This window comes from Enterococcus sp. LJL51 (assembly GCF_054871795.1).
In genome coordinates this window covers 54,022-74,425 of the sequence record NZ_JBTXLW010000016.1, presented here as the reverse complement: position 1 = coordinate 74,425, position 20,404 = coordinate 54,022, and the positions used below count along the sequence as shown (strand labels likewise).

General features: G+C 39.1%; 24 protein-coding genes and 1 riboswitch. Of the genes, 17 read left to right on the top strand and 7 right to left on the bottom strand.

All coding sequences use genetic code 11. The features are described from left to right. Window positions 1-11: 11 nt before the first annotated feature. Together ACYSNQ_RS14035 and ACYSNQ_RS14030 are read right to left on the bottom strand one after the other, a co-directional pair. Complete coding sequence (locus tag ACYSNQ_RS14035; RefSeq protein ID WP_426084202.1) at window positions 12-350, bottom strand: hypothetical protein; 339 nt, start codon at window positions 348-350, stop codon at window positions 12-14. Further along, window positions 316-1,650: a DUF1576 domain-containing protein gene (locus ACYSNQ_RS14030; protein ID WP_426084230.1), complete on the bottom strand. Its 1,335-nt coding sequence runs from the start codon at window positions 1,648-1,650 to the stop codon at window positions 316-318. Before ACYSNQ_RS14030 ends, ACYSNQ_RS14035 begins: the two co-directional genes overlap by 35 nt. A 203-nt stretch (window positions 1,651-1,853) precedes the next feature. On the opposite strand from ACYSNQ_RS14030, the gene ACYSNQ_RS14025 reads away from it, so the two are divergent. Both ACYSNQ_RS14025 and ACYSNQ_RS14020 read left to right on the top strand, forming a co-directional pair. Continuing rightward, on the top strand, window positions 1,854-2,396 hold the full coding sequence (locus ACYSNQ_RS14025) for a TetR/AcrR family transcriptional regulator (RefSeq protein ID WP_426084201.1): 543 nt from the start codon (window positions 1,854-1,856) through the stop codon (window positions 2,394-2,396). 54 nt (window positions 2,397-2,450) lie between these two features. Continuing rightward, on the top strand, window positions 2,451-2,942 hold the full coding sequence (locus ACYSNQ_RS14020) for a type II toxin-antitoxin system death-on-curing family toxin (protein WP_426084200.1): 492 nt from the start codon (window positions 2,451-2,453) through the stop codon (window positions 2,940-2,942). A 71-nt stretch (window positions 2,943-3,013) separates the two neighbouring features. Here the strand turns inward: ACYSNQ_RS14020 and ACYSNQ_RS14015 are convergent, their stop codons facing one another. Further along, window positions 3,014-3,754 carry a peptidylprolyl isomerase gene (locus tag ACYSNQ_RS14015; RefSeq protein ID WP_426084199.1) on the bottom strand — a complete coding sequence of 247 codons (741 nt, stop codon included), beginning with the start codon at window positions 3,752-3,754 and terminating at the stop codon, window positions 3,014-3,016. Between the two features lie 179 nt (window positions 3,755-3,933). Between ACYSNQ_RS14015 and ACYSNQ_RS14010 the strand changes: the two genes are divergently transcribed. The 9 genes from ACYSNQ_RS14010 (at window position 3,934) to ACYSNQ_RS13970 (ending at window position 11,423) form a co-directional block, all read left to right on the top strand. Continuing rightward, window positions 3,934-5,028, top strand: coding sequence for a DUF871 domain-containing protein (locus tag ACYSNQ_RS14010; protein ID WP_426084198.1), 1,095 nt, complete (start codon window positions 3,934-3,936; stop codon window positions 5,026-5,028). A gap of 240 nt (window positions 5,029-5,268) precedes the next feature. After that, window positions 5,269-5,901, top strand: a complete 633-nt coding sequence (locus ACYSNQ_RS14005; protein ID WP_426084197.1) for an NUDIX hydrolase — start codon at window positions 5,269-5,271, stop codon at window positions 5,899-5,901. Window positions 5,902-5,934: 33 nt separating this feature from the next. Further along, on the top strand, window positions 5,935-6,858 hold the full coding sequence (locus ACYSNQ_RS14000) for an alpha/beta hydrolase (RefSeq protein WP_426084196.1): 924 nt from the start codon (window positions 5,935-5,937) through the stop codon (window positions 6,856-6,858). Window positions 6,859-7,001: 143 nt separating this feature from the next. Then, a complete protein-coding gene (xerD, locus tag ACYSNQ_RS13995) occupies window positions 7,002-7,895 on the top strand; it encodes a site-specific tyrosine recombinase XerD (protein WP_426084195.1) in 894 nt (297 codons plus the stop codon). A gap of 16 nt (window positions 7,896-7,911) precedes the next feature. Then, window positions 7,912-8,289: a GNAT family N-acetyltransferase gene (locus ACYSNQ_RS13990; RefSeq protein WP_426084229.1), complete on the top strand. Its 378-nt coding sequence runs from the start codon at window positions 7,912-7,914 to the stop codon at window positions 8,287-8,289. Between the two features lie 20 nt (window positions 8,290-8,309). Further along, window positions 8,310-9,086 carry a segregation/condensation protein A gene (locus ACYSNQ_RS13985; protein WP_426084194.1) on the top strand — a complete coding sequence of 259 codons (777 nt, stop codon included), beginning with the start codon at window positions 8,310-8,312 and terminating at the stop codon, window positions 9,084-9,086. After that, on the top strand, window positions 9,083-9,700 hold the full coding sequence (gene scpB, locus ACYSNQ_RS13980; RefSeq protein ID WP_426084193.1) for an SMC-Scp complex subunit ScpB: 618 nt from the start codon (window positions 9,083-9,085) through the stop codon (window positions 9,698-9,700). The genes ACYSNQ_RS13985 and scpB overlap by 4 nt, the downstream gene beginning before the upstream one ends. Then, window positions 9,700-10,416: a pseudouridine synthase gene (locus tag ACYSNQ_RS13975; protein ID WP_426084192.1), complete on the top strand. Its 717-nt coding sequence runs from the start codon at window positions 9,700-9,702 to the stop codon at window positions 10,414-10,416. The genes scpB and ACYSNQ_RS13975 overlap by 1 nt, the downstream gene beginning before the upstream one ends. A gap of 94 nt (window positions 10,417-10,510) precedes the next feature. Continuing rightward, window positions 10,511-10,636, top strand: a riboswitch (FMN riboswitch). Window positions 10,637-10,817: 181 nt separating this feature from the next. Continuing rightward, on the top strand, window positions 10,818-11,423 hold the full coding sequence (locus tag ACYSNQ_RS13970) for an ECF transporter S component (protein WP_426084191.1): 606 nt from the start codon (window positions 10,818-10,820) through the stop codon (window positions 11,421-11,423). 290 nt (window positions 11,424-11,713) lie between these two features. On the opposite strand, the gene ACYSNQ_RS13965 is transcribed toward ACYSNQ_RS13970, so the two are convergent. Both ACYSNQ_RS13965 and ACYSNQ_RS13960 read right to left on the bottom strand, forming a co-directional pair. After that, a complete protein-coding gene (locus ACYSNQ_RS13965; RefSeq protein WP_426084228.1) occupies window positions 11,714-11,965 on the bottom strand; it encodes a transposase in 252 nt (83 codons plus the stop codon). Window positions 11,966-12,232: 267 nt separating this feature from the next. Next, window positions 12,233-13,057 (bottom strand): hypothetical protein, encoded by an 825-nt coding sequence (locus ACYSNQ_RS13960; RefSeq protein ID WP_426084190.1) that lies wholly within the window; start codon window positions 13,055-13,057, stop codon window positions 12,233-12,235. Window positions 13,058-13,151: 94 nt separating this feature from the next. Here ACYSNQ_RS13960 and ACYSNQ_RS13955 point away from each other — a divergent pair, with 94 nt between their 5' ends. After that, complete coding sequence (locus tag ACYSNQ_RS13955) at window positions 13,152-13,889, top strand: alpha/beta hydrolase (RefSeq protein WP_426084189.1); 738 nt, start codon at window positions 13,152-13,154, stop codon at window positions 13,887-13,889. 530 nt (window positions 13,890-14,419) lie between these two features. Here the strand turns inward: ACYSNQ_RS13955 and ACYSNQ_RS13950 are convergent. Then, the gene (locus tag ACYSNQ_RS13950) at window positions 14,420-14,659 is read right to left on the bottom strand and encodes a ferredoxin (RefSeq protein ID WP_426084188.1); all 240 of its coding nucleotides are present in this window, start codon (window positions 14,657-14,659) and stop codon (window positions 14,420-14,422) included. 149 nt (window positions 14,660-14,808) lie between these two features. Here ACYSNQ_RS13950 and ACYSNQ_RS13945 point away from each other — a divergent pair, with 149 nt between their 5' ends. The 5 genes from ACYSNQ_RS13945 (at window position 14,809) to rpsA (ending at window position 19,907) form a co-directional block, all read left to right on the top strand. After that, the gene (locus ACYSNQ_RS13945; RefSeq protein ID WP_426084187.1) at window positions 14,809-15,747 is read left to right on the top strand and encodes a helix-turn-helix domain-containing protein; all 939 of its coding nucleotides are present in this window, start codon (window positions 14,809-14,811) and stop codon (window positions 15,745-15,747) included. A 1-nt stretch (window position 15,748) separates the two neighbouring features. Then, window positions 15,749-17,191 carry a RecQ family ATP-dependent DNA helicase gene (locus ACYSNQ_RS13940; protein ID WP_426084186.1) on the top strand — a complete coding sequence of 481 codons (1,443 nt, stop codon included), beginning with the start codon at window positions 15,749-15,751 and terminating at the stop codon, window positions 17,189-17,191. A 76-nt stretch (window positions 17,192-17,267) separates the two neighbouring features. Continuing rightward, window positions 17,268-17,795: an SAG1386/EF1546 family surface-associated protein gene (locus tag ACYSNQ_RS13935; protein WP_426084185.1), complete on the top strand. Its 528-nt coding sequence runs from the start codon at window positions 17,268-17,270 to the stop codon at window positions 17,793-17,795. A 106-nt stretch (window positions 17,796-17,901) separates the two neighbouring features. Next, window positions 17,902-18,579, top strand: coding sequence for a (d)CMP kinase (cmk, locus tag ACYSNQ_RS13930; RefSeq protein ID WP_426084184.1), 678 nt, complete (start codon window positions 17,902-17,904; stop codon window positions 18,577-18,579). 113 nt (window positions 18,580-18,692) lie between these two features. Then, the gene (gene rpsA, locus ACYSNQ_RS13925) at window positions 18,693-19,907 is read left to right on the top strand and encodes a 30S ribosomal protein S1 (RefSeq protein WP_426084183.1); all 1,215 of its coding nucleotides are present in this window, start codon (window positions 18,693-18,695) and stop codon (window positions 19,905-19,907) included. 58 nt (window positions 19,908-19,965) lie between these two features. Here the strand turns inward: rpsA and ACYSNQ_RS13920 are convergent, their stop codons facing one another. Then, entirely contained in the window at window positions 19,966-20,403 is a 438-nt protein-coding gene (locus ACYSNQ_RS13920; RefSeq protein WP_426084182.1) for a hypothetical protein, read from the bottom strand. Window position 20,404 lies beyond the last annotated feature (1 nt).

The following is a 20,404-nucleotide window of genomic DNA, read 5'->3' as shown; positions in this document are numbered from 1 at the left end:
TCTGCTCATTTTTAATTTTTTCTGAATACTTTTATATCAAAGATTGAGGAATCAAATGTAATTTCCGCTTCATCAATCATCAAGCCCAACAGATGATAATCCTCCTCCTCATGATGAGTAATCCCCAGAAGTTCGTCATAATATGATTCAACACTAAGGTCTCTTGGTGTATTCAACAGCTCTAACAGCTGTAGAACCCCTTCAGGCTCTTCTTCGATTTTTCCTTGCATTTCTACATAAAAACCATCTTCAGTAAAATCCAGACCAATTCGAATATCTTCTATTTCATTTGCGAAGAAATAGGTGAGAAGTTCATCAATGATTCGTTTTGCCTTTTCTCTTTCCTGCATTTCTGTTCACCTTTCTGATCTGTAAAATATTATCAAGCAGCGGTACCATGACAGCTGCAACAAAACCAGTAGAAAATCCATTATTATATAAATTGAGACCGCCGTGGAGAAAACTGACATTTGTCACCAGAGCCATATGGAAAAATCCGGCAATCATCCCATAAACAGGACCGTAATATCCGGCAATAGGAGCTAGACTTGTTCCGAACACACCAGCCATGACAACGACAGTCTGATCTACCTGAAAGGTAGTTGAGAGCTTAGCAGTAAAGAAAATACCTATTAATAAAGGGAAGCTGTTTAATACATGATTCCCAAAAGCACTGAAACCGACTGCGGAAAGGATGGCGCCGACAATTGGTCCATTCAGAGGCGCCTGACAAATCAGTGAATAGCTGAGAAGAAGAAAGCCCATCAGAGACATATTCATCATGGTTGGACCAACCCCGGCAATCGAGATAAAATCCGTAATCAGCTTTCCTGAGGTTTTACTAATTGTTTTTAACCCATTTAAAGAGAAATGGTTCAATCCAAAACCTATACTGAACATTAAACCAAATAAGACCAATAAAAACAAGAGTAATTGATTATGAAATGAAGTAGAAACAAGGTGTTTAACTTCAACCTGTTTATCAAACATCTTTAACGTACTGGTGAACAACATGGCGATTAAACCAGAAGTGAAGCCCACGTTGTAAAGTGAAAAGCCTTGATGGAAAATCAAAACGTGAGAAGCCAGCGGCGGCAAGACAAGACCAAGAAAAATTCCGATTAGATAGCTCAAGGGAATACTAGTCACCAGAGGAAGGTCTAAACCGAAGGTAACATAACTAATAATTGGCGACAGCGCACTTCCAAAAAGACTAACAACAATTACGGAAGAAAACGGGCGTTTTGTCAGCTTACAGTATAGATAGCCACCTAAAATAATAGGGATTGAGTTATAAAGGTTTTTGCCGAAAAAAGAACAGCCTGAAACCGTAAATAGAGCAGCGATTACCGGTCCGGTAATCAGCACTTTTTCTCTTTTAGCTAAGAGAACGCTTACTAAAGTAAGTACACCACTGTTGAAAAAAGCACTGTTAAGTGAGCCCAGCTGAATATAATCTGTTAGAAGATGGCTGGGGGAAGTCAAAATATTAATAGTCCCGGATGCTAAAAGAGAAAGAGGACCGTTAAGCAAGCCAAATAATATCAGTAAAATAGAATAGGAAATTAAAAGAGTATAAGTTCGTTCACTTTTTTTTTCTAAAAATTGCTCTTTTTTTGTATGTAATAGCGTAATACTGTCGTTTTTTATCGCTAAAACTCCTTTCTAAAAAGATATTTATATAGTTAATATACCTATAGTTAATACCAAGGGTCAACATAATTCTGTGAAATTATCATGTTTTTTAATGATTTTCACAATTATTGATAAAACTGTAGTGAAATAACAGTGTAAAATAGAGAGTGAAGTGGAATGGGGAGTATATACCAAATCCTTTACGAAAGGGGATAACCATGGTTAGGAAGAAAGTCTATACAAAAGATCAGATATTGAAGTCATCGTACAATATTGTTCTGAAGGAGGGATTTTCAGGAATCACTGCTCGAAATGTAGCTGATAAGATGGGCATTTCAACGCAGCCGATTTATCTGGAATTCAGCAACATGGATGATTTAAAAGTTAATTTACTAAAAATGATGCATAGTCGTTTGGAAAAAAACTATTATGTTAATTGTGCAGTAGATGATCCAATTATTGATTTTGGCTTGAATGTCATTAATCTTGCGAAGAACGACAGTAAACTTTTCATGCATCTCTACATTGACCATCACGGGTATGGAGAGCTGTTGAATCAGCTGACGCTGAGTGTTTTTGAAAAGCAGCTGAGTCAGGCTCAAAAGTATCTAGGGTTGGAAAAAGAAACGATTATTGAAATCTATGAAAAAATCTGGATTACGGCAGCAGGACTGGCAACACTTCTAGCTTCTGATGCGATCAGTCTGTCAGATAAAGCTGTAAATAGCTTGCTGAAGGAAGCAGTTGAAAAGTATTTATAACGAATACGTTTGTCTGTTAACAAGATAATACAATACAGAAAAGGAGGAACTACTTTGAAGCTAACAGCGGCATTATTTACGGAAATCAATGATTTTTGCCAAAAAAAGGCAGAACATTTAGTTTCTCCAATGTATGGAATACGAGATGAGCATGGACTGGAAAGCATTGCCGCCTCTGTGGATCAATATGTCTTTGATAGAGAGGTCTATCCGAACTTGTTTTCAAAAGCAGCATTTGTCTGGATGTCTCTGACAAATTATCATTGCTTCTATAATGGAAATAAGCGGACTGCTTTATTTACTGTGTATCTTTACCTATATGTCAATGGCTGTCACATGGATTTACCGGAATCACAAATTTATGATGCTGCACTTTCTATTGCTTCCGGCAGGATGAGCGCTGAAGAAATAGCTAAGTTGCTTAAGCAGCTATCTATCGTAGACAACAATAGTTCAGAAGTAGCGGTAAATCTAAATCTGTTTGAGACGATTTATCTTGAAAACGAAGACTTAGTTCGAATTTTAGGGAAATTGGCTGTAACCTAAAAAATGTAGCTAAATAGAAAAACAGGAACTTTTTGACTAGAAATGTCAAAAGGTTCCTGTTTTTTTGCTAATTATTCAGCTTCTTGTAAAATATTGATTTTTTCTATTTTTACTTCTTTCACTGGCTTGTCATTGCCGTCGGTTTCTAATTCGGCAATCTTGTCAACAACATCCATACCTTCAATTACTTGACCAAAAACAGTATGAGCGCCATCTAAATGAGGTGTTCCGCCGTTCTTGTATGCATCAATAATTTTTTCTGGATAATCATCTTTTAAAAGCCCGTCAGACATATCTTCTGAATTTTGAACGATAAAGAATTGGCTGCCATTTGTTCCCGGACCAGCATTTGCCATAGACAATGCACCGCGGATATTGTACAGTTGGTTACTGAATTCGTCCTCAAAACCGCCACCCCAGATGCTTTCTCCGCCGCCGCCGGTCCCGTCAGGATCGCCGCCTTGAATCATGAAATTGTTGATGACACGGTGGAAAGTAACGCCGTCGTAGTAACCATCCTTCGCATGAGTAAGGAAGTTCTCAACAGTTTTTGGTGCAATTTCAGGGAAAAGCTTAATCTTGATTGCACCTTCTGAAGTAACCATCTCAACCAATGCTTCATTTTTGGCAACCTCTGTTGACAGTTGAGGAAGCTCCAAAGCATTTAAATCTACGGAAGATTCAGTTGTAGCTTGAGAGCTGGGAGTTGAACTTGAAGCACTTCCGCTATCTTTTTTCTCTCCACATGCTCCTAATAAAACTACTGCTGAAGTAAGTGTAATGGCTGTAGTTAAAAATTTATTCATTTTCATATAAAAAGTACGCCCCTTTGATTTAATCATTCTTTTCTATGATAACAAAACATCGTTGAGACTACCAGCTAATTTATAAAAATTTACTATTTTAAAGGTGTAGACCATTTTTTTTGGTTCTGTTATAATTACCTTGATTGACGATTATTAAAAAGTCAAAATTTTAGGGGGCATAAATAATGGGCAAATTAGGAATTTCTATTTATCCGGAGCGTTCAACTTTCGAAAAGGACAAAGCATATTTAGACTTGGCACACAAATATGGCTACAAACGGGTTTTCACCAGCTTGCTGCAGATTAAAGATGATAAAGAAAAGGTTCTTGCCGAATTTAAGAAGGTTGTAGATTATGCTAATAGTCTTGATATGGAAGTGATGGTAGATATCAATCCGGCGCTTTTTGAGCAGTTGGATATCTCCTATGATGATTTATCATTTTTCCATGAAATGGGTGCTTACGGTGTTCGTTTGGACATTGGTTTTACCGGTAGTGAAGAAGCAAAAATGACCAGAAATCCTTATGGGATTAAAATTGAAATCAATATGAGTACAGGTACAAGCTATATTGACAACATCATGAGCTATTCACCTAACACGAATAATCTATTGGGCTCACATAATTTTTATCCTCATCGTTATACAGGACTTGGTTATGAGCATTTTGTGTATTGCTCAAAACAGTTTAGAAAATATAATGTTAATACAATGGCGTTTGTAAATTCTCAAACGGCTGATTTTGGTCCATGGCCGACTTCTGACGGGTTATGTTCATTGGAGGATCATAGAGATTTAGAATTAGCTACACAAGTGAAGCATCTAGTGATGACTGGCTTAATCGACGATGTACTAATCGGTAATGCTTATGCTTCAGAAGAAGAATTAAAAGCAATGGCAGAAGCATTCAACGCTGATTTCCCAACAATTAAAGTAGATACAGAAGCAGATATTACTGAAAATGAACGAGTTTGTCTATTTGACAACATGCACAGCTATCGCGGCGACCGTTCAGATTACATGCTTCGTTCAACAATGACCCGTATCTATTACAAAGACAAAGAGTTTCCGGCTCATAATACTAGAGACATCGTTAAAGGGGATGTTCTCATTGATAACGTTGGCTACGGTCAATACAAAGGTGAAACACAAATTGCTCTGAAAGCGATGAAAAATGATGGACGTGTCAATGTGGTTGGTCGTATTTCAGAAGATGAGTTGTTCCTTCTGGATTTCCTGAAACCATGGTCAAGCTTTAAACTGATTGAAAATAAAAAATAATCTTTGATTTATAAAGTGAGCGGGTGGGACGAATGCATGAACGGCGTGCCTGTTTCGGCTGATTATTAAAGAAGCAGCGTCTGTCCAATCCCTTATTCAGATTTTCGGACTGTGTCATTGTCAACTCGACAAATGATACAGTCTATTTTTATCGTCATTTATTTCAAAAAGGCTACAGCAGAAAATAGGTTTTTTTGTTAACAAGTGATAAAATATAGTAATGAACAAGGGGGCGATTGTATGGAAAAAGAGCTGACTGTACTACTTTCTAAACTCCAGGGGATTGCACAGACAGGGAAAGCCTATGCGCAAGATCCATATGATATAGAAAGATATGATGAGCTTCAAAAAATAACAGCCGAGATGATTCAACTGCTCAGTCCCATGGTTGACGACCGACAACTGCAGCTTTATATGGAAACTGATCAAGGGTATGCAACCCCAAAGGTTGACGTTCGGGCAGTGATTTTTGATGAGAAAAACCGTTTGTTGTTTGTCAAAGAGAAAAGCGACCAGCATTGGGCACTTCCAGGCGGCTGGGCGGATATCGGTTACTCGCCAAAAGAAATTGCTGAGAAAGAAACGTGGGAAGAAGCGGGGATTAAGGTTCAGGCAGAACGGCTTATTGCATTAAGAGACAAACATAAGCATCCCTATCCGCCTTCATTGACCTATACTTACAAGCTTTTTATTGCTTGTGTATTTCAGTCAGGCGAGTTAAAGGGTGGATTAGAAACCTCTGACGCAGCTTTTTTTAGTTTGTCAGATATTGATTCCCTTTCATTATCCGAAGAGCGGAATACATATGAAGATATTCAAATGCTTTTTGATGATTACATGAACCCGGGAAAACGGACTGTTTTGTGTGATTAAAAAGCTGAAAAGAAAAACAGAGGAGTTAACAGGATGTGGAAAAAAATATTGATTGGTATCGTAATAATTATTATAGTTGCTCTAGTTGGAGCAGGCTTATATTTTTATAATTATGCTGTAGTTCCATCAGATAAGGATTTTCTTAGTGAAGGAACACCTGGAACAGATGTGATTGAATCGCCAGAAGAGACTTGGTTCAAAACAGAAGAAAACCGCACCTATTGGACAATAGAATCAGAAGACGGTTTGACACTTCAGGCTATTTATCTGCCGGCAGATAAAGCAACCGGTAAAAATGCAGTGCTTGCTCATGGGTATATGGGTAACGCTGAAACCATGGGGAAATTTGCAAAGATGTATCATGATTGGGGTTATAATGTTTTAGTCCCAGATGCAAGAGGGCATGGAAAGAGCGAAGGCAGTTATATTGGCTTTGGCTGGCCGGAAAGAAAAGATTACGTTCAGTGGATAAACCAGATCATCCAAAAAAATGGAGAGGACAGTCAAATCACGCTCTATGGAATCAGTATGGGGGCAGCTACTGTTATGATGACCAGTGGGGAGAAATTGCCTGAGAATGTGAAGGCAATCGTTGAAGACTGTGGCTATACTTCTGCCGAAGATGAGCTATCTTATCAACTGAAAGAAATGTTCAATCTGCCGAAATTCCCGCTGATTTATGTTACCAGTGGTATTACGAAGCTCTGTGCCGGCTACTTTTTTGGCGAAGCAAGTGCTGTAGACCAACTTAAGAAAAATAAACTGCCGATGCTCTTTATTCACGGAGACGCAGATGATTTTGTCCCATTTTATATGCTGGGTCAAGTTTACGAAGCAACTAAGGGACCAAAAGAAAAGTTTGTTGTCAAGGATGCGGGACATGCTAAGGCCTTTTCAAAGGACCCCGAAAAGTATAAACAAGAGGTTAGTCGTTTCTTAGAAAAATATATTCATTGAGTTGCTTTTTTACTTGTTCTCATGCGTTTAAACTTTTTCTAAAGAAAAGAAAGGCTCTGGAACCTGATTGAATACTGCATTAAAATCAACTGTACATTATGTGAAGATATCTGATATGATGGTACAGGGAAACGAGGAACTGTATGGAGGACGCTATAAAAGAATATCTGCACTTCTTACAGATTGAACGGGGCTTATCTGTAAATACACGTAAAAGCTATGCACGTGATTTGGATAAGTACCTTCATTTTTTAAATGAGCGTGAAGAGCTTCTTTCGTGGAATGATGTCGACCGTTATGTAATTATGGCATTTTTACAGGAGCTCTATGAAGAACCGCAGTCAGCCGCATCTATTATCCGAATGATTTCTGCTTTACGGGGCTTTCATCAATTTTTGCGTCAAGAGCAGCTGACTGAACAAAACCCCATGCAGCATATTGATACGCCTAAAAAAGCACAGAAGCTGCCGGATATCTTATCAGTGGAAGAGGTAACTTTACTGATTGAGACGCCAGATACAACTAAGCCTCTTGGTCTTAGAAACCGGGCGATTTTAGAAACGATGTACGCAACAGGACTGCGTGTTAGTGAATTAATAGGGCTGAAAATTTCTGATTTGCATTTAACTATTGGTTTGCTGCAGACAATTGGAAAAGGCGATAAGGAACGGATCATTCCTTTGGGAGACCATGCGATTTACTGGATAGAAAAATATCTGAGCGAAGGACGCCCGGCGCTCGTAACATCGACATCGTCTGTTCCAGAGTTATTTGTTAATCATCATGGCAAGTCATTGTCCAGACAAGGGATTTGGAAAAATTTGAAGCAGATTGTTCGCGAGGCAGGAATTCAAAAAAATATTACGCCCCATACACTGCGGCACAGCTTTGCTACACATTTGCTGGAAAACGGCGCTGATTTGAGGATTGTCCAGGAACTACTTGGACATGCCGATATCTCCACAACACAAATTTATACCCATATCACGAAAAAACGAATGGCCGATGTATACAAGAAACACTTTCCAAGAGCTTAGAGAGGAAATGAAACGTATGTTAATACCTTATCGAAAAGAGCATCAAAAAATTGCGATTGGTTTGCTTAGCTTTCATGACAAGTTGGAAAAATATCATTCTCTGCTCCATGAAATTGACAGATATGAACAGGATGAACGTTTAAGTCTTTATTTTTGGATGCTTGAACAAGGCGGCAACATTCAAGGACTGCTCGGTGTAGAGTTGTTGACGGAGGAGCAGCTTCTACTTCATGATATTAGCATTAATCCTTCGCTTAGAGGAAAAGGCATGGGGTTTCAATTGTTGGATGAGCTTCAGTCTGGTTATAATGAACATGCCATTCTTGGAACACAAGCCACAGCTGCCTACCTGACAAAATGGCAGGAAACAAAAGGACAGCAATACGATTTATAGAATAGAAAGCAGGAAGTCCATTGCAGGAAATCAATATTAAACTGGATGTATTCGAAGGTCCATTGGATCTGTTGCTTCATCTGATTAAAAAGCTGGAAATCGATATCTATGATATTCCTATTGCGGCAGTAACGGAACAATATATGGGATATATTCGCGCGATGCAGTCTTTAGAATTAGAAGTAGCTGGAGAATATTTAGTTATGGCAGCTACTTTAATGGCTATTAAGAGTAAGATGCTGCTTCCAAAGCAGGAGCTGGAAATTGTAGAAGACGAAGAAGTTGAAGGAGAAGACCCCCGGGAAGCACTGGTTGCTCAGCTTTTGGAATATCGAAAATTTAAATATGCGGCTGGTTTGCTTCATGAAAAGGAAGCTGAGCGAAGCTTGTATTTTACTAAAGAACCAATGGATGTCGAAGACTACCGTGAAGAACAGCCGCTCTTAGAACCAAATAAAATCAATACTATTGATCTTTTTCTGGCTTTTCATTCGATGCTGGAGAAGCGCAAAAATCGTAAACCGGTCGAATCCACAATTGCTGGTGAGGATGTCTCCATTGAAGTGAAAATTGCTGAAATTACTGAGGTGGTTAGAGGCCTCGACTATGATAAGCCAGTAAAGCTGGATTCTTTTTTTGAAACATATTCCAAGCAGGAAATCGTCACCACCTTTATGGCACTGCTTGAATTGATGAAGAAACGTTTTGTCCGAGTAGAGCAGGAAACAAATTATGGGACAATTCTTTTATACCATGAACAAAAGGGTACAACAGATGATTTGGAGGAAACACAGTGACAACATTGAGTCAACTTGAAGCAATTCTTTTTGTCGTAGGCGACGAAGGGATTAGCCTGGAAGAGATTTCTTATTTATTAGAGCTTCCAACTGCAAAAACCTATGATCTGCTTTCTGCTTTAAAGGAAAGATATGAGCGGGATGAACATGCCGCCTTGAACGTTTTGGAAATTGGTAATCAGTTTGTTCTTTCAACAAAAAAAAGCTTTGCGCCGCTGCTTAAAAAGTATGCCCAGTCACCCATTGCCAACAATCTTTCTCAGGCAGCGTTAGAGACCCTATCAATCGTTGCCTACAAGCAGCCGATATCCAGAGTGGAAGTCGATGAAATCAGAGGGGTTCAATCAGCCGGTTCCATACAGAAACTGGTTGCTAAACAGCTGATCGAAGAAAAAGGACGAGTAGATGGTCCCGGCAGAGCAATTTTATATGGAACAACTGACTATTTTATGGATTATTTTGGTTTGAAAACATTGGATGAACTACCTGATATTCACCAGATGGAAGAAGAAATTAACGAAGAGCTGCCGCTGGATCTCTTTTTTGACCGGTATAAGGACGCTGAATCAAGCCTTAACAATGAAACTAATCAGAGATCTGAGGAGGAAGAATAATGGAGAGACTTCAAAAAGTTATTGCTCATGCGGGAATTGCTTCCCGCCGTAAAGCAGAGGAATATATTCAACAAGGACGGGTAAAGGTTAATGGAACAATTACAAAAGAGCTGGGAACGAAAGTTGGCGGAAATGATTTAATTGAGGTTGATGATATCCCAATCTATCAGGAAGAGTATGTGTACTACCTGTTTTATAAGCCTAAAGGAGTTATATCCTCAGTTTCTGATGATAAAAATAGAAAAGTTGTGACCGATTTTTTTCCAAGTGTTAAGGAACGAATCTATCCAGTTGGACGTCTTGACTATGATACTTCCGGATTGTTACTGTTGACAAATGACGGTGAGTTTTCTCAAAAGCTGACACACCCCAGCCATGAGGTGAACAAAGTATATGTTGCTAAAGTTAAAGGGATGCCTAAAAAGCATGATTTACAGCCGTTGCGTAAAGGGGTTCGAGTGGATGGTTATAAATCGGCGCCGGCGGAATTCCAAATTTTATCAGTTGATTTGAAAACAAATACAGGAATCATTGAGTTGACGATTCACGAAGGAAAAAATCATCAGGTTAAGAACATGCTTCAAGCCGTAGGCTATCCGGTACAGAAGCTGAAAAGAGAGCGGTTCGGCAGCTTAACATTGCAGGGACTGCGCCCGGGAGAATACCGAAGCCTGAGCAAGAAAGAAATTTCAAGCCTGCTGAATGAAGCAAAATAATTGAAAAACTCAAAAGCTTGTTTTTGCAAAGGTCAGAACTATTGCATTTTTGTTCAGATACGCTATAATGAGCTTGTAACTAAATTTAATAAAGGTTCGTCTTCAGGGGCAGGGTGTAATTCCCGACCGGTGGTTATAGTCCACGACCTACTTATTTGATAAGTAGCTGAATTGGTGAAATTCCAATACCGACAGTATAGTCTGGATAAAGAAGATAGGGCTTATTTGAATCGCTTTACTTTCAAATGAGAGGCTCTAACTCTGTTTTTTCCCTGTGGAGAAAAACAGAGTTTTTTTCTGCAGCGAAGATGATGTGGGCGACAGAGATGTTGAGTGTCAAATGAAAGAAGAGCAGTTTGAATGGTTCGTTTGAAGATGGATCCTTGTCTGGAGGATTTCATATGAGAAACAGCAAGGTACAAAAAATGGTAGGAGTAGCAGTCTTGGCCGCACTAGGGGCCGCATTACAGTTTTTCGGCTTTCCTTTACTGCCGGCAGTTCCTTTTTTAAAGGTCGATTTTAGTGATATTCCTGTAATGGTAGGTATGTTTTTATACGGTCCTTTTGCAGGACTTGTTACAGCACTGATTCGCTCTATTCTGCACTTGGTTCTAACAGGACCATCGCCGCAAAATATGGTGGGAGATTTAGCCAGCTTTTTAGCAACAACCTTATTTACATTGCCGATGTATTATTTCTTCAACAAAGGCTCACATAAGCTGAGAAATAAAATTTCGGGTTTGACCACAGGAATTCTTGCGATGACCGCATTTATGAGTGTAGCAAATTACTTTGTCATCACGCCTTTATATCTGAGTCTTTACGGCGTAACGGCACAAGCATTTTTAAGCAGATCATTAAGCAGCTATATTGCCGTGGGAATCATTCCATTTAATCTATTAAAAGGGATTATCATCAGTGTTGTTTTCATGATATTCTATGTGAAAATACTGCCATGGTTATCCAGAAAACAGAATAGTCTGGGCAATCAGCCCATTGTCAAATAGAAATAAGTAAAAAGGGTTCTACGTCAAATTGTGTTGGTAGGACAAAAAACTGAATAAAACGATAGAGCTTGGAACAAAAGAACAGAGAAACCTCTGATTTTGTTTCAAGTTCTTTTTTAGAGAAAAGGGAAACAGCGCGAATGATTTGGGCAGCGGGCCGGAAGCGACTTGGCAAAAAGCACCAATTCCATTTCTAAATCGAGTCAAAGCAGCTGTAAGGAAATAGAAACACAGCTGCCAATTCCCGATTTGCCTATAGAGCTGCGGAACTATTCGCTTGTTTTTCTTTTTCATGTTGTGAAAAAAATAAGACCTTGAATACTATAAATACGCGAACGAAAATGATAGAAATTGCGATAACCATAGGCAACACGCTTGATTACTTTCATCTTGTTGTTTAGTCCTTCTGTCACCCCATTGGAGAAAAAATAACGAAAAGCATTAGTGATAATTTGACCTTGATTTTTTAGGCCACATCTTTCGCAATGTGTGGGTCTATATGTAAGTGTGGCTTTGATGACTTGAGCCTGAACTCCTTTCATCTGTCTGTATTCAAGCCATTCCTCTCCAAAGGAGAGATGTTTATCTGTTAGTCCAAGTAATTTTCTGGTATTCTTATCCATAGGGAACAACCTTTCTGATAATTTGGTTTTTAGTCGATTTCATTTTATCAGTTAGTTGTTCCTTTTTTGTGTTTGAACACTCAAAAAAGTGTTAGTGAGTTTTCCGATGCTATCTTTTTTTATTTCCAGCAATGCTTGTGCTGCAGGAGTAAAACCAGAAAAATGATATCAGCTATTATAAACCGGCTATTGCTGACATTTAGGGCAGTAGTAAACCGTTCCGCCCAGATAGTTTTCCTTGATAATATCTGTACCGCATGTTTGACAGCCTTTTTTATACGTATTTTTGGAGAGTATTGTCTGATAGCCGCCGAAATTTCCATAAACATCCTTTTCAGTGTCACGACCGCCGTTTTCTTTCATTGTTTCTAGGGTCTGAATCGTGACCTGGTAGAGCTTTTCCAGCTGATCTGGGTCAAGGGAAGCCAACAGTCTACGCGGGCGGAAACCAGCCTGAAAGAAGATATCCTGCATGCAGCCATTTCCAAGTCCGGGAATCCGCTGCTCGGTGCCTAAAAAGGCTTTTAAAGACATCTTTTTAGGAGTTTCAGGAATCAATGAGCAAAAATAAGCAAAATCAAAGGCTTTATCATAGGGGACAGGACAGCTGGCAGAGACATTAAAGTAGTGATCATTTGGTTCAGCTCCAGCTTCATAATAAAGCATAGCCCCATACATAGCAGTTGAACAGGCTAAAAAACTACCATCGGCAAAACTAAGCAGCAGCTGATGTTTTGGGGGCAAATCTTCTGGTTGGTCTACATAGTAAAAACGAATGCCGTCTCGAAAGACAAGGCGTGACTGGTCAGCAAATTCAATGACGATATAAGCTGCTATAGGATAAACTTTCTTAATAATCTGATGCTGAAGAAATACCCCATAGTCAATGTCTTCGCTAAAAAAAGAAAATTTATGAGGTGAGCTTTGAAGGGCAACAGTTTGAATCTCTTTCTCCCTCAGTAGTTCATTTAACTGTCTGGAAAAGGCATATGTTTCTGGTAACTCCAACATTTCTGATTCCTCCCTGTGTTTTATGTTCTTTTTTTCAGTGTATCTGATAGAATAAGAAAAAACAATGTGATTTTTTCAGGAAAGAGGACGAGAAATGGCTAGTAAAAAATGGAAAAAGCGGCTGGTTTTTTTGCTGCTGCTTATTATAAGCATTGGGGGAGCGGGATTCGCTTACATCAAAATTAATACCTATCATCCGACTAAGCAGGCAATCACAGCGTCGGTAGCGGCCGAAGAGGATAACCATACGCTCTTTTTTAAAGGGAAGGAAGAGAATCCTGTACTTATTTTTTATCAAGGGGCATTTGTCGACAATCAAAGCTATAGTATCTGGGCTCAAGAGGTTGCTGCTGCTGGCTATAGTGTCTATCTGCTGAAACAGCCGCTGAATTTGGCAGTATTAGGTATGAATGATGCTGAAAAGCTCATTAAAAAAGAAAAAATTGACAAGTATCTTGTTGGGGGACATTCTTTAGGCGGCGTGATGGCCAGCCGTTTTGCTCACAATCATTTAGAAGATGAGGGATTTCAAGGTGTTTTCCTGTTGGCAAGCTATCCTGATAAAAAAGGCAGCTTAGCTTATTCAGATAAGCCAGTCTTATCAATTACTGGAACAGAAGATGGTGTTTTAAATAAAGAAAATTATGAAGAGGGGAAAGTCTATTTGCCGAAGAACGCCTCTTATCAGGTGATACAGGGCGGAAACCATGCGGGCTTTGGCAGCTATGGACAACAGAAAGGTGATAATCCGCCTGAAATCAATAATGAGGAACAGCAGCGAGAGTTGGCCAATATGTTGATTCAATGGCTGTCTCAAAATTTTAAAGCATAACATAACTTATTATGGATTTGGGACAACAAGCTATTATTGTCCATCCTTAAAACCGAATAAACAGTGCTTCAAAGTCTTTCTATACTTTGAGGCAAAGCATGGAAGCACGATAGACAGATTTGTAGAAAGCTAATGCTTTGTCCCAAGAATAGTTGGACTTGTTGAAACAGCAGCTGCTTCTCTCTGATTGCATCAAGTGCTCAGGGGTAAGCTGCTAAGAATTGAGACTTTCGTAAATAAAACGAACGCTACTGAAAACAGGAGAAGCTTCAGGCAGGTATCAAGTAAAAGTTATTCGATTCCTTCGCAGTGTTTCTTGATAATTTTCGTCTGGTTTACTTTATTTTTCGGTCTTAAAACCTTCAGTCTCTTCCAGCAAAAAAGATAAAAGAAAACAAGACAATAGCCGGGACGGACCAATCTTCAACTGTTAGTTTTTGTCTAACTTTTGGAGGTAGGTTCAAAGCGTTCATTGTCTTGTTTTAAATTCGTATCGGGAATACTGTTTTCTATTAGTAAAAGAACTTTATTTACAGACTTTCTTTATTAGATGATACAGCTTCTTCGGAGACAACTATTGCACGGACTGGACATTTCCGATAAGCTGTTAATACGGTGTCCCTATCCTGATGGCTGACGGAAATAGTCAGGTTATCCGGACTTTTTTTGAAAAGAACAATTCCATCCTCTGTGTAATCAAAGGTGTTTGGTGCATAAACCTGACAAAGACCGCAGGCAATGCATTTTTCAGGGATTATCTGACAATTCACGGGTGACACATCCTATCTGAATTTAACTTAGTAAAGGGCTGATTATTATAAAGATGCTATTTATTTTATCGCTATTCTCTCAGGGTTACAAGATAAAACTGTCAACGCTTTTTCATTTACTGAAAGGAAAGCGGACGATTTCGGTTCTAATGAACGGCTATATGTTTGATAATCTGCGTTTTTTTGGACTATTTCCAGAATTAGCGGAGGCTGATTTTCAGAGGCAGCTTAATCAGCTGGCTGAAAATCAATTTATTATTCATTCAGCAGATCATTCTGAAGCAGCACTATCAGAAAAAGGCAGACATCTTTTAGTAAATAATTCTCAAAAAATGAATACGCATTGGCTGAACAGTTATCGTTATGGAAAAACAGAAGAAGAGATGTGGCGTTTACTGCAGTTTTCGGTTCAAGTTACTTCGCAGCTTTCTTATCAAAATAAGGAGTATATACCTTTGGAATCGTCACCTTATTATCAATGGATGATAAAGCAAACACTGACACAATTGAAAAAAAATACTTTAGGCCAGGAGATGCGCAGGCAATGGCACGAACTATTTATAGAGTTATCACAGCAGGAACAGGCATTTATTGCACAGCAGTTTTCCGGTTATCAGCACAATGGAAAAGCACTTCAGCAACTCGCGAATCAAGCTGCATCGTCTGATTTTGAAGCTGTTTTATTTAGAAAAAATACCTATCATCATTTATTTGCAGTGATAGAGAGTAAAAATCAGAATCAGTTTTTGCAGGCTGTCATACACGATAGTCTGGAGAAAAGTAATAATCAAAGTATGAGACAGACGAAGGAACTTTGGCAAACGGGCTATTCCCTTGAGGAAATTGCTGTCATCAGAAAAATGAAGGTAAGTACAGTGAAAGATCATCTTCTCGAATTGGCTATTCAGGAGCCAGAAAAGAACTACGATAGCTTGCTGCCCAAAAATCAACAGGCGTTTTTAGACGAGATAACAACACCTTGTCAAACATGGCGTTTTACTACGCTAAAGGCGCAATATGAGCCGCTTGACTATTTTTCTTTTCGGCTGTATCAAATTTTAAAACTACGCAGAGAGTATGAGGCATAAAATGGATTTGAAGAAACGCTTATTTCAGCATTTTGGTTTTACTTCTTTTAGAGAGGGGCAGGAGGAGGTTATTACAGCTCTTTTATCGGGGCAGGATACATTAGCCGTGCTGCCGACAGGAACTGGGAAGTCTCTGTGCTATCAATATGTAGGTTATGTACTGGAAGGAACAGTTTTAGTTGTTTCTCCGCTGCTTTCACTGATGGAAGATCAGGTACGGCAGCTTCAAAGCCAAGGAGAGGGAAGAGTGACTGTTTTTAATAGTACATTGTCGTACGAAGAAAAACGATATATTTTAGAACATTTTTCAGAGTATAACTACGTTTTTATAAGTCCGGAATCATTAGTAAAGGAACAGGTTGTAAAAACTTTACAAAGAAGCAGGCTGGCGCTATTTGTGATTGATGAGGCCCATTGTGTTTCACAATGGGGAGTGGATTTTAGACCAGAATATGTTAAAATAAAAAACGTGCTGGAAAATTTGGATTATCCGCTGACTTTGGCATTAACTGCAACTGCCTCGGATGAGGTAAAAAAAGAGATAATATCTGAACTCTTTAATAAAAATTCTTCAATAAAAGAAGTGCTTCATTCAGTCAACAGGAAAAATATTTTAATGATTGTTGAAAAGACAGTAGAAAAGGAACAGCTTGTATTTGATTACTTAAATAAAATGAATGCAAAGGGAATCATTTATTGTTCCGCTAGAAAAACAACTGAGTATTTAAGCAGTGAGATAAATAGAACAGGAAATTTTGCGGCCGCTTTTTATCATGGCGGACTAACAGCAGCCGAACGAAGTAAGATTCAGCAGCAGTTTATCGACAATGAACTGGATGTTCTTTGCGCTACAAATGCGTTTGGCATGGGAATTGATAAATCCGATATCCGTTTTGTCATCCACTTTGACTGTCCTGGAAGTCTGGAAAGCTATGTTCAAGAAATCGGTAGAGCGGGAAGAGACGGGCTGCCGGCAGCTGCAGTCTTACTTTATCAACCAGGAGATGAATATATTCATCAATACTTTCAAGGTGAAGTAAGGACAGAGCTTCAAGGTCTGGAAATGATGTTGAAGAACGGAAAAGCTGACTCAGCAGCACAGCAGGAGCAGTTAAGTGAGATTCAGCAGAAATGGCTGGCTGGGTATCTCGAAGGTTCCTACTCTCTAGAGCAGCTGTCTGAACGGCTTCATAAAAAAAATAACGAGCGCTACGCTCAGCTGCAGCAAATGCTGGCCTTTATCCAGACGTCTGATTGTCGTCGAAAGGTCATCCTAAACTATTTTTCTGAAAAACAGGAGAAAGAGACTGAAACATGGTGCTGCGACAATTGCGGCTTGGAAGAAAATTGGTCCACTAAACTTGGTATTACTAAGAATACGGTACGACTGGAAGCCAATCTTTCATGGCAGGAAATATTGATAAGATTATTTAAAGATGACTGACAATCAATGTTTATATCTGCACAGATAATGCTGCTGTGTTATAATAGCAAACGATACGATTTTAGGAGGAAATATAGTGAGCAAAAAAGATAAGAATAAGCCAACAGAGGCACGTGAGCCGTGGGAACAATCTATCTATGATACAAAAGAGGATACCGGACATTCAAGGCTTGAAAAACGTCAATATAAAAAGGGAAACACTGTCTTTTTAACTATTTTGGTAATTTTGTTATTATTGATCATTGCTTTGCCAATCGGTACTTTCTGGTGGGTATCAAGAGATAAGCCGAATGAAAATAAAGGAGGCAATTCTACTCCTTCTTCATCGATCACATCGTCTTCAACAAAGGAAAGCAGTACCGCTTCCTCAAGTACGATACAGTCTTCTTCAACAGCTGAAGGGACAGATTCAAGCACACCTGCAGAAGGACAACCTTCAGAGGATCCTGCTGATACAGAACCAGTATATGGAGAAGTTTATGAAGGCGAAGGCTTCAAGCAAGTGGCTGAAAGATATGGTGTAACGATTGAACAAATTATGGAATTGAATGGATTGGGTGCAGATTCAATTATTCATCCGGGAGATACATTACGCGTTAAATAAGAAAATAATTGACTGGGGCAGAGTAATGGTGTCTCGGTTTTTTTGAGAATCAGCCGTTTTTTTATAAAAGCGGTCAGAGATGAAAATGAAAAGAGCGGGGCGAACAATGAAGAAGATTAGTATTGCTATTGATGGACCAGCATCATCAGGAAAGAGCACGGTTGCTAAGATATTAGCAAAGAAAATGAATTATATTTACTGTGATACAGGAGCGATGTATCGTTCGTTGACTTATCTTGCGATACAGAAGAATCTAGATCTAGCAAACGAAACGGAGCTGTGTGCGCTTCTTGAAACGCATCAGATTTCTTTTGAACAGGACGGAAAAGGTCAGCAGGTTTTTATTAATTTGGAAAATGTAACTGAAGCTATTCGGCAGACAGATGTAACGAATGCGGTTTCGATTGTCGCTGCTCATAAAGAAGTGAGAGCTGAAATGGTTAAGCTCCAGCAGGAGATTGGCCGGCAGGGAGGAATCGTGATGGACGGCCGTGATATCGGCACGACCGTTTTGCCAGAAGCGGAAGTAAAAATTTTTCTAGTAGCAAGCGTTGAAGAGCGGGCAGAGAGACGATACAAAGAAAATCTTGAAAAAGGCATTTCCACTGATTTTGAAGTATTAAAAAAAGAAATTGAACGTAGAGATTATATTGACTCAACTCGAAAGATTTCTCCTTTAGTTCAGGCAGCGGATGCAGTAAAGATAGATACTACTGGAATGGCGATTTCTCAGGTTGTTGAGCAGATTGAAGAGATAATTCATCAGAAATTACGAATAGATTAAATAAAATATAAGTTTTTAAGAGAAATCGCTTTATTTTTTCTCTGAAATCCCTTAATATTAAAGAAACGAGTCTTTTTTAACGAATTTTTGTTGGTATAGGAGGATATGTAGTCATGACAGAAGAGAAACTAGTAGAAAACAGCAACGAAACAATGGAAGACGCGATGAACAGCGTTCAGGAAGTGAACGTGGGCGACATTGTTAGGGGGGAGGTTCTTGCGGTTGAAGACAAGCAGGTCATTGTCGGAATCGAAGGAACTGGAGTTGAAGGTGTTGTACCAGCGAAAGAATTGTCTACTACACAGGTAGAAGATATCAATGAGTTAGTGAAAGTTCATGATGTTCTTGATCTGGTAGTTATTACTTCGATCGGAAAAGACAAAGAGAACGGCAGTTACCTGCTATCTAAGCGTCGTTTGGATGCTAAGAAAGTCTGGGAAGAAATTGAACAGGACTTCCAGGCTGGCAAAATCCTTGAAGCACCTGTTACAAATGTTGTGAAAGGCGGCTTGGTTGTTGATGTCGGTGTTCGCGGATTTGTTCCGGCTTCAATGGTAGAAGATCATTTTGTTGATGATTTTTCTGAATACAAAGGCAAAACAATGACATTCAAGATTATTGAAATCGAACCATCTGAAAATCGTTTGATTTTATCTCATAAAGCTGTTGTTGAAACGGAAAAAGAAGCACGTAAGAAGGAAATTTTGGCAGATCTGCATGATGGAGATGTTGTTGAAGGAAAAGTTGCACGCTTGACTGACTTCGGTGCATTCATTGATTTAGGCGGAATTGACGGACTAGTTCACGTTTCTGAAATTGCGCATCAGCATGTCGATAAACCAGGAGATGTCCTAAACGTAGGAGAGGATGTAAAGGTTAAAATTCTTTCAATCAACCCTGAAGAAGAACGAATTTCATTATCCATCAAAGAAACATTGCCTGGACCTTGGACAGACATCGCTGAAAAAGCTGCGGCTGGTTCGGTTCTTGATGGAACTGTCAAACGTCTGACAAGCTTTGGAGCGTTTGTGGAAGTATTCCCAGGAGTAGAAGGACTCGTTCATATTTCCCAAATTTCTCACAAGCATATTGCAACACCGCATGAAGTCCTGCATGAGGGTGATGAAATCAAGGTGAAGGTTTTAGAAGTAAATGAAGCGGAACATCGTATTGCATTGAGTATCAAAGCCTTGGAAGCTAAACCTGAATCTCAGGAAGAACCCAAAGAAGTAGAAAGCTATGAGCTGCCGGAAGAAAATACCGGCTTTACTATGGGAGATATTCTCGGAGATCAACTGAGAGCACAAGATTCTGACTCAGAAGAATAATTTAGATTCAAAAAATAAAAATTGCAGTAAAGCCGCTAAAGGGTTTACTGCAATTTTTTTATCCCAAATCGTTCTCCTGATAAAATGTGAGGACAGAACCGTCAATCGTTTTAAGGTGAGTGTAAAGGGTACCGTCTTCTGATTGATTTACAGCACAGTGACATCCGCAGTCTTTTTTTCGGTTTGCAAAAGCAACAAGCTTTTCTAATTTTGTTGTGGGAATAAATGAAATAACACCTTTTGCTGGTTCGCCTGAAAAAATATGAATTTTGATGTTGCTGCTAAATTTATTTGAAAAATATTGAAGCGGAACAGTATACGCTATCCCATGAACAGCTTGATTGTTGTCATCTCTTCGATCGACTTGAGTCAGCCAGCCGAGAATATCATCAAACCATGCTAAGGTTTTTTCAATATCAGGAGAGTAATATACCAATTCTATTCCTAGCGAAAGTGGACCTGTAGGTAAAAATGAGTTATCTTTCATGGAATACATA